Origin of the sequence: Micrococcus sp. H39-S4 (assembly GCF_027158145.1) — a bacterium.
Classification (GTDB): domain Bacteria; phylum Actinomycetota; class Actinomycetes; order Actinomycetales; family Micrococcaceae; genus Micrococcus; species Micrococcus luteus.
This window is the reverse complement of the sequence record NZ_JAPVLT010000005.1, coordinates 181,915-195,377: the sequence shown is the minus strand read 5'-3', so window position 1 is coordinate 195,377 and position 13,463 is coordinate 181,915. Positions and strand designations below refer to the sequence as shown.

The 13,463-nt window shown below is 76.2% G+C and carries 8 protein-coding genes; 1 reads left to right on the top strand and 7 read right to left on the bottom strand.

Features of this window, described 5'->3' with window-relative positions; genetic code table 11:
* Positions 1-9 precede the first annotated feature (9 nt).
* The 5 genes from O3T09_RS07110 to O3T09_RS07090 form a co-directional block, all read right to left on the bottom strand.
* The gene (locus tag O3T09_RS07110; RefSeq protein ID WP_223247540.1) at positions 10-2,610 is read right to left on the bottom strand and encodes a ComEC/Rec2 family competence protein; all 2,601 of its coding nucleotides are present in this window, start codon (positions 2,608-2,610) and stop codon (positions 10-12) included.
* Positions 2,607-3,464: a ComEA family DNA-binding protein gene (locus O3T09_RS07105; RefSeq protein ID WP_036313756.1), complete on the bottom strand. Its 858-nt coding sequence runs from the start codon at positions 3,462-3,464 to the stop codon at positions 2,607-2,609. The genes O3T09_RS07110 and O3T09_RS07105 overlap by 4 nt, the downstream gene beginning before the upstream one ends.
* A gap of 129 nt (positions 3,465-3,593) precedes the next feature.
* Positions 3,594-4,568, bottom strand: coding sequence for a DegV family protein (locus tag O3T09_RS07100; protein ID WP_036313753.1), 975 nt, complete (start codon positions 4,566-4,568; stop codon positions 3,594-3,596).
* Positions 4,569-4,614: 46 nt separating this feature from the next.
* Positions 4,615-7,122 carry a leucine--tRNA ligase gene (leuS, locus tag O3T09_RS07095; RefSeq protein ID WP_036313750.1) on the bottom strand — a complete coding sequence of 836 codons (2,508 nt, stop codon included), beginning with the start codon at positions 7,120-7,122 and terminating at the stop codon, positions 4,615-4,617.
* A 157-nt stretch (positions 7,123-7,279) separates the two neighbouring features.
* Positions 7,280-8,605, bottom strand: coding sequence for a YkvI family membrane protein (locus O3T09_RS07090; protein WP_036313747.1), 1,326 nt, complete (start codon positions 8,603-8,605; stop codon positions 7,280-7,282).
* Positions 8,606-8,897: 292 nt separating this feature from the next.
* Between O3T09_RS07090 and O3T09_RS07085 the strand changes: the two genes are divergently transcribed.
* Complete coding sequence (locus tag O3T09_RS07085) at positions 8,898-9,953, top strand: alpha/beta fold hydrolase (protein ID WP_036313743.1); 1,056 nt, start codon at positions 8,898-8,900, stop codon at positions 9,951-9,953.
* Between the two features lie 66 nt (positions 9,954-10,019).
* On the opposite strand, the gene O3T09_RS07080 is transcribed toward O3T09_RS07085, so the two are convergent.
* Positions 10,020-12,083, bottom strand: a complete 2,064-nt coding sequence (locus O3T09_RS07080) for a primosomal protein N' (protein ID WP_152743871.1) — start codon at positions 12,081-12,083, stop codon at positions 10,020-10,022.
* 112 nt (positions 12,084-12,195) lie between these two features.
* Positions 12,196-13,458 carry a methionine adenosyltransferase gene (metK, locus tag O3T09_RS07075; RefSeq protein ID WP_036313737.1) on the bottom strand — a complete coding sequence of 421 codons (1,263 nt, stop codon included), beginning with the start codon at positions 13,456-13,458 and terminating at the stop codon, positions 12,196-12,198.
* Positions 13,459-13,463: the final 5 nt, after the last annotated feature.

The following is a 13,463-nucleotide window of genomic DNA, read 5'->3' as shown; positions in this document are numbered from 1 at the left end:
CGTCCCATCCTAGGGTCCGGTGCGGACGCTCGAGGGCGGGCGGACGGTGTGAGCCGTGATCTCGGGCGCGCCGTCGGGGTCGGGGCCGTCCGCGGCCGTGAGGGCCAGCGTGCCGTGCAGGTCGGTGCGGGCCACCGGCCCGAGGCGGCCGAGCGCGTCCACCGTGGCCCGGTGGGGGTGTCCGTACGGGTTGTCGGCGCCCACGGAGACCATGTGCAGGCGGGCGCCGACCGCGCGCGGCACGGCCGTCCCACCGTTGCGGGCCCCGTGGTGGGCGACCTTGAGCACGTCCACGCGCGGCGGAGCGGCGGCATCGGACCGGTGCCCCGCGACCCATGCCGCGGAGGCGTCCTCCTCCATGTCGCCGGTGATCAGCGTCGTGACCGGACCGGCCTCGCTCTCGACGGTGACCAGCACCTGGGCGGAGGCGTCGTTCTCCTCGGGGGCCCGCGCGTCGGCGAGCAGCACGTGCCACCGCACCGGCCCGGCCGTGCCCGTCGCGCCGGTGCGGAGCCGTGCCGCGTCGGCGGGCCGGTCGACGCCGTCCGCCTCGCCGCCGCGCCCTCCCCTGCCCTGCGCCGGCGCGTCCCGGGTCGCGTAGTGCACCGCCCCGCGGGAGGCGCGGTCGACCACGCCGGGCAGTCCCCCGGTGTGGTCGGCGTGCAGGTGGGTGAGCAGCACGGCGTCCACCCGGTCGACGTCGAGGTCGTCGAGGCAGCGACGAGCGAGCCCAGGCTCGGGCCCGACATCGACGACGACCCCCGCGCGCGGGCCGGACCGGAACACGGCCATGTCTCCCTGGCCGACGTCGCAGAACGCCACCGCCCAGTCCGGCGGGGCCGCGCCCGAGGCCCGCGGCACGAGGACCGCCCCGACCGCACCCGTGGTGGCCGCGGCCAGCGCGGCGGCGAGCACGACCAGGGCGGGGAGGCGCTCGCGGGTCCGCGGCGCGCTGCGGCCGACACGCCGCACCGGGGCGGCCCGGCGTCGTTCGAGCAGGAGCACGGCGGCGAATCCGAGGAGCGTCGCGGCCACCAGCAGGACGCCCAGCCCGGCGCCGAGGGCTCCGGCCGGCCACGGACGCAGCGCCCCGGGCAGGGAGGCGCTGGTGTGGGCGACCCACCCGATCCAGGCCGCGGGCCACTGGATCACGGCGACGAGGGCGGCGGCGATCCCCGGCGCGGGCAGGGCGAGGGCCGCGGCGAGGGTGCCCAGGACGGTCACGGGCGGCACGGCCGGGGCGGCCAGCAGATTGGCCGGCACCGCGTAGGCCGACACCTCACCGGTCATGGCCAGGATGATCGGCTGGCAGGCCAGGTGGGCGGCCACGGTCACCGCGAGCGACGCCGAGAGCCACCGCGCCACGACGTCGGGCAGCACCCGGCCGAGCCCGGCGTGCAGCGCACGGTCGAGGGGCGCGCCGCCCAGGACGATGCCCGCGGTCGCCGCCAGGGAGAGGTGGAAGGCCGGTTCCACGGCGAGGGCCGGCACCGCGACGAGCAGGGCCGTGCCGCCCACCGTCAGGAGTCCGAACGCCTGCCGCGCGCGGCCGAAGAACACCGCGAGGGCGCCGAGAGCGCCCATCACGGCCGCCCGGAGGACCGACGGCTCCGGCCCCACGACGACCACGAACACCCCGAGGACCGCCAGCCCGGCGCTGAGGACCACCGCCCGGTGCACCCGCGCGCTGCGCAGGGTGATCGCGACCGCGCCGAGGATCATGGCCACGTTGGCCCCGGACACGGCAGACAGGTGCGACAGGCCCGAGGCCTTCATGGCGTCGTCGAGGGCGGCCCCCTGGGCGGAGCGGTCGCCCAGCACCAGCCCCGGGATGAGCTCCGGCGCCGTGCCGACCGTGCCCTCCGCGGACTGACGGAACGCGGCGCGCAGCGCCTCCCGCCGCGGCGGGCCCGGGCCGCCGTCGGTGGCCCCGCCTGCCGGCTCCGCCCCGCCGGGGCAGGGTCCCGGCTGCGGGGCGGCCGCGGCGGCCAGGAACACGGTGGAGCCGGACCTCGACGGCCGGGCCACCACGCACACCCGCGATCCCGGCCCGCCGCCGGGGGCCGCCGTCCCGTCCAACGGCGCGGCGATCGTCGCGGGCGGTGCGCCCCCGCCCGTGAGTCGGGCCGTCACGGCCGCCTCGGGGGCCCGCGGCGGATGACCGAACGTCTCGACCCGCACGGGCACGCTCCAGCGTGGGCCGAAGGTCGCCTCGCTCCGGGTGGCGGGCCCGTCCAGGGTCAGCTCGAGCCGCAGCGGTGAGCCGGCGTGCACCGCGCCGGTCCAGCCGCTGGCGCTGGCCGCGGCGGCGGGCCCGGCCGAGTGCTGCAGCATCAGGGCCGCGGCCACGCCGGCCAGCGTCGTCGCGGTGGCCACGCCCCGTATCCGACCGGTCGAGCGGGCGGCGCCCAGGACAGTGGTCGCGGCGACGGCCAGCCCGGTGAGGGCCGCCGCCGAGCGGGCCGGGGCGTCCCAGGCGACGCCGAGGATCCCGAGGGTCAGGCAGACGAGCAGGGCGGGCACCCACCGGGCCTCGAGCGGGCCGGGCACCTCGCGGTGGCGGGCGCGGCGGTCCACGGGATCGCTGGGCGGGCCCGGGGCCGGGCTCACCACGAGACGTGGTCACGCAGCCGGTCGAGCGTGGCCGGGCCGATGCCGGGCACCGCGTCCAGGTCCTGCAGGCCGGTGAACGGGCCGACCGTCTCGCGGTGGGCGATGATCTTCTCCGCCGTGGCGGGGCCGACGCCGGGCAGGGTCTGCAGCTCCGTGGCGTCGGCGGTGTTCAGGTCCACGGTGTCGCCGGACTCGGCGCCGCCCGGCTCGCCTCCGCCACCGGCCCTGCCCGTGGTCGGCGTGGGCTGCGCCTGCGCGGCCCCGGCCACCCGGTCCAGGGCGTCCTGCGGTGTGCGGGCGGAGGGGACGAGGACCTGTTGGCCGTCGTCCAACGGGGCCGCGAGGTTGATGCGCTCCGCCCGGGCGTGCCGGGTCGGGCCGCCGGCGGCGCCCACGGCGTCGGCCACCCGGGAGCCCGGCGCGAGGCTGACCACTCCCGGCCGGGCGACCTCGCCCACCACGTGCACCCGCAGCGGGCCGGACCCGGCGGGGCCGGACGCCTCCCCCGACGGCCCCGCCTCGGACGTCCGCGCGTCGGTGCCCGCCGCCGACGGGGCGGTGGAGGGCGCGTCGGTCTGCGGGATGCCTGCACCGGCCGCGGCCGCCGGGATGGCCGCGGGCGGCGCCGGGGTGGTCAGCCAGGCCACCGCCCACCAGGCCGTGGCGGCGACGAGCAGCACGGTGACGGCCAGCAGGGCCGGCCGCCACCGCAGCACCGGGCCCCGAGGTGGGGTGCGCTCCCACCGGGACGCGGCGTGCGGGCCGGCTGTGTCGACGTCGGGGGCGGCCGCGGGCGCGGGGTCCGGGGCGAAGGCGGGCGGATCGTCGCAGAGGCGGTGGCTGGGGCTCATGCGGGCAGTCTGCGGCCCCGTCGCCGAGTCGGGCGCGTCCCGCACCCGACCTGGGGATGACCTCCGCGGTCCAGGGTGGTGTGCAGGAACGGACGCGCCCGTCTCCTCGGCGCTCCCGCACGGGCGGCCTCAGTCCCCCGAGCCCCCCGTGGGCGATTCCAGCGGGCAGATCACCACACCCAGGGCGCCCAGGCCCAGGTGCGCGGCGAGCACGGCGGGCAGCTCGACGACGGGCACGGGGGTGGTGGAGACCGGCTGGAGCCGCTCCGCGAGCTGCACGGCCGTCTCGGGGTCGCCGTACTCGTGCACGGCGATCCGCACCGGGTCCTCGCCGGCCCGCTCGGTCGCGAGCTCCACGAGCCGGTCGACGGCCCGGGCCGCGGACCGCGGGCGGTCGACCAGGCCGATCGCGCCGTCGTCGACGGCCATGACGGGGCGCACCTGCAGCAGCGTGCCCAGCAGCGAGGCCAGCCCGCTGATCCGCCCGCCCCGGCGCAGCTGCTCGAGGCTGGGCACCGTGAACAGCACGTGGCTGGAGTCCACGGTGGCCTCGAGCCGCTCGCGGATGCGGGCCACGGGCATGCCCACCCCCGCGTCCACGGCGGCGTCCACCACGGCCATGCCCAGCGCGAAGCCCACGGTGCGCGAGTCCACCACGGTCACCGGGCGCTCGGCCTCCGCGGCGGCCAGGCGCGCGGCCTCCACGGTGCCGGAGAGCTCGCCGGACAGGTGGACGGAGAGGATGCGTGCGTAGCCGGCGCGGGCCAGCTCGGCGTAGGCCGTCCGGAACGCGCCCGGCGAGGGCCGTGAGGTGCGCACCGGGGTGCCGGCGGCCAGGGCCAGCGGCAGCTCCAGCGCGAGCTCGTCCGTGCCCTCCGTGTGGATCTGCTCGCCCACCATGACGGGCAGCGCCACCTGGCGGATCCCCGCGGCCAGACCGTGTCCGAGGACGGCGCCGGGCAGGGCCGCGGCCGAGTCCGTGACGACGGCCGTGCGGTCCCGGCGGGGCGGGCGCAGCCCGTAGCGTGCCCGCCCGGCCAGCTGGGAGCGGCGGGAGCGCAGGCGGACGAGCGCATCGTCGCGCCACTGCTCGATGCTCGCCACGGCCTGCCTCCTCTCCCCCGGCCCGGTCGGGGACGGTCTCACGCGGTCAGCGGATCACCAGGTTCACGAGCTTGGGCTCGCGCACGATCACCTTGACGATCTCGGCGTCCCCGATGAAGTTCCGCACCTTCTGCGACGCGCGGGCGCGCGCCTCGAGATCCTCGGCGGTGATGTCCGCGGGCACCTCGAGGGTGTCGCGGACCTTGCCCTTGACCTGGACGACCGCCGTGACGGTGTCCTCGACCAGCAGCGCCTCGTCCACCGCGGGCCAGCCGGCGCGGACCACGGAGGGCTCGTGGCCGAGCAGCACCCACATGTCCTCGGCCGTGTACGGCGCCACGAGCGAGAGCAGCACGGCCACGGCCTCGGCGGCCTCGCGGACGGCGGGGTCGGCCGCGCCGGCGCCGGCGTCGATCTCCTTGCGGGCCGCGTTGACCAGCTCCATCGTCTTGGCGACGACCACGTTGAACTTGCCGTCGTCCAGCAGCTGCTGGGCCTCGTGCACGGTCCGGTGGGTCACCCGGCGCAGGGTCACGGCCCCGCCCGCCGGGTCCGTGCCGGCCGGGGCGCCCGTCGCGCGGACGTCGCGGGCCAGGCGCCACGCGCGGGCCAGGAACTTGCCGGCGGCGCCCGGGGCGACGTCGGCCCAGTCCACGTCGTCCTCGGGCGGCGAGGCGAACACCATGGTCAGGCGCACGGCGTCGACGCCGAACTCGTCCAGCTGGTCGCCCAGGTCCACGCCGTTGCCCAGCGACTTGGACATGGCCTTGCCGCCGTTGAGCACCTGGCCCTGGTTGAGCAGGGCGCGGAACGGCTCGGTGAAGGGCACCAGGCCGAGGTCGTGCAGGGCCTTGGTGAAGAAGCGGGCGTACAGCAGGTGCAGGATCGCGTGCTCCACGCCGCCCACGTACTGGTCCACGGGCAGCCAGCGGCGCAGGGCGTCGGGGTCGAAAACGCGGGCGTCGTCGTTCGGGGACGCGTAGCGGAGCATGTACCAGGACGAGTCCACGAACGTGTCCATGGTGTCGGTGTCCCGTCGCGCGGGGCCGCCGCACTGCGGGCAGTCCACCTCGACCCACGACGTCGCCGCGGCCAGGGGCGACTGGCCCTTGGGGGCGAGCTGCTCGCCCTTGAGGTCGGTCGGCAGGGTGACCGGCAGCTGGTCCTCCGGCACGAGCACCTCGCCGCAGTCCGGGCAGTGGACCACGGGGATCGGGGTGCCCCAGAAGCGCTGACGGGAGAGCAGCCAGTCGCGCAGGCGGTACGTGGTGGTGCCCCGGCCGGTGCCGCGCTCCTGCACGATCTCGATGGCCCGCGCGATGGCGGCGGTCTTGTCCAGGCCGTCGAGCTCCCCGGAGTTCACCAGGATGCCCTCGCCGGTCGTCGCGACGCCGGAGACCGCCGGGTCCTCCTCGCCGGTGTCCAGCACGGTGCGCACGGGCAGGCCCATGGCGCGGGCGAAGTCGAGGTCGCGCTGGTCGTGGGCCGGCACGGCCATGATGGCGCCCGTGCCGTAGTCGGCCAGCACGTAGTCCGAGGCCCAGATCGGCAGACGCTCACCGGTCAGCGGGTTCACCGCGTGGCGGCCCAGGAACACGCCGCTCTTGGGACGGTCCGTGGCCTGGCGGTCGATGTCCGAGACCTTCTTCAGGTCCTCGCGGTACGCCTCGAGTTCGGCCCGCACGTCGTCGCCGGCGAGCTCGGCGGCCAGCGGGGCGTCGGCGGCGACCACCATGAAGGTCGCGCCGTGCAGCGTGTCCGGCCGGGTGGTGAAGACCGTGACGACGGGGCCGTCCTCGACCTGGAAGTCGACGTGGGCGCCCTCGGAGCGGCCGATCCAGTTGCGCTGCATGGCGAGCACGCGCTCGGGCCAGTGGCCGGTGAGCTGGTCCATGTCGTCCAGCAGCGCGTCCGCGTACTCGGTGATGCGGAAGTACCACTGGTTCAGGGTCCGCTTGGTGACCTCGGTGCCGCAGCGCTCGCAGCGGCCGTCCACGACCTGCTCGTTGGCGAGCACCGTCTGGTCCTGGGGGCACCAGTTGACCGGGGAGTCCTTCCGGTACGCCAGGCCCCTGCGGTACAGCTGCTGGAACAGCCACTGGGTCCACCGGTAGTACTCGGGGTCCGAGGTGTGCAGCTCACGGGACCAGTCCACGGCGATGCCGTACCGCTGGAAGGAGCGCTTCTGCGTCTCGATGTTCGCGTAGGTCCACTCGGCCGGGTGGGCGTCGCGCTTGATGGCGGCGTTCTCGGCCGGCAGGCCGAAGGAGTCCCAGCCGATGGGATGCAGCACGTCGAAGCCGCGCTGCATCCAGTGGCGCGCGACGACGTCGCCCATCGCGAACGCCTCGGCGTGCCCCATGTGCAGGTCGCCCGACGGGTACGGGAACATGTCGACCACGGTGCGGGTCTCGGAGCCGTCCTCGCGCGGGGCGAACGTCCCGGCCTGCTCCCAGTACCCGGCCCAGCGGGCCTCCACGTCACGGAACGAGTACTCCGCGTCGGCGGGGATGCTGGGGGTGGCCGGCACGGCGCTGTCGGGGGTCTGGCTCACGGCGGTTCGAGTCCTCACGCAGTCGGGATGGGGCGCCGGCCCTCGGGCGGCGCGGACGGGGCCGGCGGCACGGCCGGCCACCCCATCCTACGGCGACGGCGCCCCGGCTCGGCCACAGGGCCGCTCCGAGACGCCGTGCCCGGCCGGGCAGGCGCGTTCAGGCGGAGTGGCTGCCGCCTGCCGGACGCTCGGGCCCGGCGTCGGGACCGGGATGCACCTCGTCGGGGGTGACCGCGTCGTCCTCCTCCAGCACCTGGGCGACCTCGTCCTCGAGGGCCTCCGTCACCGCGCCTGGGGCCGCCACGGAGTCCCCGACCGCCTCCTGCAGCTGCACGGCGTGCTGGGCCGTGAAGGTCTTCTCCGGATGCTCACGCAGGCGGAGCAGCGCGAGCAGGCGCAGACGCAGCCCCGACTCGGCGGAGATCTGCCGGCGGTGGGTGAGCCACCAGACGAGGAGCACGAGCGCGAGCACGATCCCCAGGTGGCCCAGCGCCGGGTAGACGACGTTCATCAGGTCGCCGAAGCCGACGAAGCTCACCGCGAAGGCCAGCAGCGTGACGCCGGCGAACACGGGGCGGTAGCGGCCCGGATGGTCGGCCGTGAGGCGGCGTCCCAGCGCGTAGAACATGCCGATCGCGGTGTTGTAGATCATCAGGTAGATCACCACGACCATCGCCCAGCCCAGCCAGGGCGCGATCGAGGCGAACAGCCGCAGCATGGGGACGTCGGCGCGGCCGATCTCGGCGTAGCCGAGGTAGAGCAGCGTGGAGGCCATCAGGAGCAGGACGGTGTACATCAGGCCGCCGGTGAGGCCGCCGAGGAACGCCTCACGGGGGTGGGTGATGGACCCGCCGATCACGAGGCACATGGACACGGCCATCACGACGACGAGGCCGAAGTAGTTGACCGAGGACAGCCACCACGGGTCCACCGGCGTGGTGGCCTGGACGGCGAGGGACTCGTGGGCGGTGAAGCCGCCGTCGCGGGTGACCAGGACGTGGACGAACCCGGCCACGACCGCGACGACCACCAGGGGCGTGATCAGGGAGATGATCGCGGAGACCTTCTCCACGTCCAGCATGCCCGTCACGAGCACGAGCAGGGTCATCAGGGTGGAGCCCGCCCACGTCGGCCAGCCGAACTGCTGGGCGAGCGTCGAGCCCGCCCCGGCGAGCATGACGACGCCGATCGCGAAGAGCGTCACCGTGACCACGACGTCCAGGATGCGGGCCATCACGGGGTGTGAGACGCTCCGGAAGACGACCTTGTGGTCGGCCGCGAGGAACACGCTGCCCAGCTGGAGGATGACGGCGCCGCCGGCGGTGACGAGCAGGCCGGCCAGTCCCGCGCCCACGATGCCGATCCAGCCGAAGCCGACGAAGTACTGGATGACTTCGGCGCCGGTGGCGAAGCCGGCGCCGACGAGCAGACCGACGAAGGCGAGGGCGATCTTCAGGGATCTGAGGGCGACGGGGTGCTGCACGCATGGGCCTTTCGTGGGAGACGGGGTGCGCCCGTCCGGGCCCCGGGACCGAGGACGGGCTGGAGTACGGTAGGCACGCGTGCGCCATCGTGGCCAGGACCAGACGTCGCCGGGTTCCGGGCAGCGTGGCCTCAGGCCCACCCCAGGGCCGCCCTCCCGCCGGTACGCCCGCGGCCGTGATCAGGCCGAGCACCTCGGCGGACCCCGTCCCCGCGCCCAGGTCCATCTGCAGCGTGCGGGAGGCGTGGGTGACGTCGGTGAGGTTCCAGGCCGGCCTGGCTAGGGTGGGGACGTGCCTGTCCCGACGCCGCCCGCCCCCCCGGGCCCGCCCGTCCGCCTGCGCGATCTGCTGCGCCCGCCCGCGGCGCCCGCCGATCCCCGCGTGCTCACGGGCCACCCGGCCCGGACGCCCCGCCGGCGTACCCTGGCGGTCCCGGACCCCGTCCGCAGGACCCCGTCGTCCGTGGCCGTGTGGGAGTATGCCCCCGTTCCGGTGGCCGCGCCGGGATCGCCCGGCGCACTCGAGGGGGACGCGGCCGCTGCCCCGCTCGTGTTCGTGCACGGCTTCCGCGGGGACCACCACGGCCTCGCCCTGCTGGCCGACGCGCTCCCGGAGCATCCGATCCACTCGATCGAGCTGCCCGGCTTCGGGGCCTCGGAGCCCTTCCCCCGCGCCGAGCACACCGTGGCCCATCACGCGGACGCGGTGGCCGCCGCCGTCGTCGCCCTGGGGCTGCCGGCCGCCCCCGTGCTGGTCGCACACTCCTACGGGACGACGGTGGCGGCCGAGCTGGTCGCCCGGGAGCCGTCCCGGTGGGGACGGCTGGTCCTGCTCAACCCCATCGCCGAACCCGCGCTGCAGGCGTCGGCGTCCGCGACGAGTCGGGTGCTGGCGGCCGTCGCCGAGGGGTACTACGAGGTCGCCGCCCGCCTGCCCGAGCGCTCGGCGCGGCTGCTGCTGGGCGCGCCGCCGGTCGTGTGGGCGACCACGCTCGCCATGACCCGCACCAGGGACAGGGATGTCCTTGCGTACACCCATGACCAGCACCGGCGTCACTTCTCGGGCTTCGCCTCCGCGCGCATGCTCTCCGAGGCGTACCGCGCCTCGAGCACGGGCTCCGTGGCCGACGTCGCCGCCCGCCTCACCCTGCCGGTGCTGCTGGTCGCGGGGCGGGAGGATCCGCTGGGCTCGGTGCCGGCACAGGAGGCGCTCGCCGCGGCGATCGACGCCGCGGGCGGCACAGCGGAGCTGCACGTCCTCGACGGCGTCGGGCATCTGCTGCACTACGAGCGGCCGGCCGCCTGCGCGGCGCTGATCCGCGACTGGTTCCGCCGCGCCGGCCGCTGACGTCGTCGTCGCCCCGGCGTCGCCGCGCTCCGGCCCCTCGGGCTGGGGGCCGGTCCGGCCGCCCCCTCAGAGCACCCCGGCCGGGTCGAGCCGCACCCGCACCGGGGCGGTCTCGCGCCGAGCGCTCGCCGCGGACCGGGCGGCGCGCAGGGCGCCGACGGTGGCCTCGGCCGCCGCGTACGGGAAGATCAGCAGGGCGCGGGAGCGGATCTCGTCGGCGGGGTCCGGCACCGGCCCGATCCAGGGCAGTCGCGCCGGGCCGCCGTCGAGCGGGGCCGAGTGCGGATCCTCGTGGACGTCCTCGTCCGGCCGTTCCCGGCGGGCGGCCTCCACGAGCTCGAGGTACTCCGCGACGGCGGCGGCCTCCCCCGTGACCTCTGCGAGGCGGCCGGCGGGAGGAAGGTGCAGCTCGCGCCGCTCGGCGACCTGGCGCGCGGCGAAGCCGTCGGGGTCCCGTCGGACGAGCGCGTTCACCGCCTCCCCCGCGTCCGCGGTGACCACCACGACGCCCCCGTCGGAGGCGGGGCGGACCAGGCAGGCGGCCGCGAGCCAGCGGGCGAGCACCCGGCCCGGCACGTCGAGGCCCTCGCGCTGGAGCTGGCTGTCCCCGTCGAGCAGCAGGGCGGCCGCGTAGCCGTCGGGCGTCACCGGCTCGGCCCCCACGGTCGCCACCACCAGGGAGGGCCCGGGCGGCACCGAGCCGAGCATGTGCTGCGCCGAGGAGGCGTGCACGGGCACGCGCGGGAACGCCCGGCCCAGCTCCTCGGCCGTGCGGTCCACGCCGCGGGCCCCGGCCCGCAGCGTCGTGCCGCCGCACTCGGTGCACCGGAAGCCGCGCTCCCGGGTGCCGCACCACCGGCACGCCACCTCCCCGTGCCGGGCGGCCCGCGCGTCGCGGAAGCCCAGCGGCCCCGCGCAGACGCGGCAGCGGGCGGGCGTGCGACAGCGCTCGCACACGAGGGCGGGGATGAAGCCGGCCCGGGCCACCTGCACGAGCACCGGGCCGGGCCGTGGCCCGAGCAGCGCGGCGCGGGCGGCGGCCCAGGCGGCCTGCGGCAACCGCGCCCGCTGCGCGAACGGGTCGCGCGCCGTCTCCCAGGCGTCGGCGGTGGAGACGACCCGCGGCCCGAGCTCCCGCTGGGTCGCGCGGGAGGGGCCCAGGTGCAGCAGCCAGCCCGACTCGACGAGCCGTTGCACCGGGACGGACCGGGAGGGCCCGGCGAAGAGCAGCGCCGCGCCGGTCGCGCGGGCCCGCTCCAGCACGACCTCTCGGGCGTGGAAGTAGGGCGCGCGGGGTTCTGCCCACGCGTCGTCGCCGTCGTCCCAGAGCACCACCAGCCGCAGGTCGCGCACGGGCGACCACACGGCGGCCCGGGTGCCGGCCACGATGCGCCGGGTGCCGCGCAGCGCGGCCAGGTGGGCGCGGTACCGGGGCGTGTTGCCGTCCTCGGAGCCGATCCGCGCGTAGGCGTCCTCCCCCACGTGCTCGTCGAGGGCGGCGCAGAGCCGGTCGAGGTCGCGGTGGTCGGGCACCAGCAGTAGGACGCCGCCGTCCGAGGCGGCCACCGTGCGCGCCAGGGCGGCCAGCGCGCCCGCCTCGTCCCATTCGAACAGGCGCGAGGGCACGACGGCGGCCGCCCGCGCGGCGTCCCCGGCCAGCACGGCGGACACGAACGCGGTGCCCCCCTCAAGGGACTCCCACACCGTGGGCACGAGGCCCTCCTCCGCCGCGGGAGGCTCCGGGCGCTCGGCGTCCGTGCCGGTCAGCGTCACAGGGTGGTCCGCGGCGGTTTCCGCGTCCTCCGCCAGGGCGGCCTTCTCGACCTGCGCGACGCGCGGGGGCACCGCGGCCCGCAGCACGTCCGTGACGACGCCGGCCTGGCGGCGGGCCACCGCGCGCGCGGTCGCCAGGACCTCCTCCGTCAGCGGCGGGATGACGGTGAGCACGCCGGTGAGCTCGGTGAGCTGGGCGCCGGTGGCCGGCTCCTGCTCCCGCGAGACGAGCCAGCCCGTCATGGCCCGTCCGCCGAAGCGGACGGACACGCGGGAGCCGGGGACCGCCCGGTCGTCCAGGGCCACGGGCACGAGATAGTCGAACTCGCGGTCCAGGTGCGGCACGGGCGAGTCCAGCAGGACGCGTGCGATCGGCCGCTCCGGCCACCCCTCGGCCCGCTCCGGCAGTCGGGGCGCGTCCTCCGGCTCCGGGAGGGCGAACAGCGCGTCTGTGATGCCCGCCTCCGGGTCAGAGGCCGGCGGCAGCGCGCAGCTGCTCGACGCGGTCCGTGCGCTCCCACGTGAAGTCGGCGTCGTCCCGGCCGAAGTGGCCGTTCGCGGCGGTCCGTCGGTAGATGGGCCGCAGGAGGTTCAGCTCCTTCACGATGGCGGCCGGACGCAGGTCGAACACCGCGTTCACGGCCTCGATGATCTTCTCCTCCGGCACCGTGGCCGTCCCGAAGGTGTCCACGTACAGGCCCACGGGCCGGGCCGAACCGATCGCGTAGGCCACCTGGAACTCGGCGCGCGAGGCGAGGCCGGCGGCCACCACGTTCTTCGCGACCCAGCGGAGCATGTAGGCGGCGGAGCGGTCCACCTTGGACGGGTCCTTGCCGGAGAAGGCGCCGCCGCCGTGCCGGGCCATGCCGCCGTAGGTGTCCACGATGATCTTGCGACCGGTGAGGCCGGCGTCGCCCACGGGGCCGCCGATGACGAACTTGCCGCCCGGGTTGATGATGATCCGCATGCCGGAGGTGTCGAGGCCGGAGCGCTCGATGACGGGCCGGATCACGTGCTCCTCCACGTCCGCCCGCAGCTGCTCCTGCGTGACCCACTCGTGGTGCTGCGTGGAGACCACCACGGCCTCGACCGTGGTGGGCACGTGGCCGGGCGCGTAGCCGATGGTGACCTGCGTCTTGCCGTCCGGCAGCAGGTACGGCATGGGCGTGTTCTCCGCCCGGCGCACCGCGGTGAGCCGCTCGGAGAGCCGGTGCGCGAGGTAGATGGGCATGGGCATGTACGCCGGGGTCTCGTCCGTGGCGTAGCCGAACATGATGCCCTGGTCCCCCGCGCCCTGCTCGTCCACCTCGTCCGCCGAGCCGTACTCGCGGGCCTCGAGGGACCGGGAGACGCCGGCGAAGATGTCCGAGGACTGCTGGCCGATGGAGATGTTCACGCCGCACTGGGCGCCGTCGAAGCCGTTGGCCGAGGAGTCGTAGCCGATGTCCAGGATGGTCTCGCGCACGATCCTGGGGATCTCCACGTACGCTGAGGTGTTCACCTCGCCGGCCACCTGCACCAGGCCGGTGGTGGTCAGGGTCTCCACGGCCACCTTCGCCGACGGGTCGGCGGCGAGGATCGCGTCCAGGATGGCGTCGGAGATCTGGTCGCAGATCTTGTCGGGGTGGCCCGCCGTGACGGACTCGGAGGTGAAGAGGCGGAGCTCTCCGCCGCCCACCCCCGAATACGGGTCGGCGTGGCGGGCGGGGCTCAGCGAGGCGGCATCGGTCATGCCGC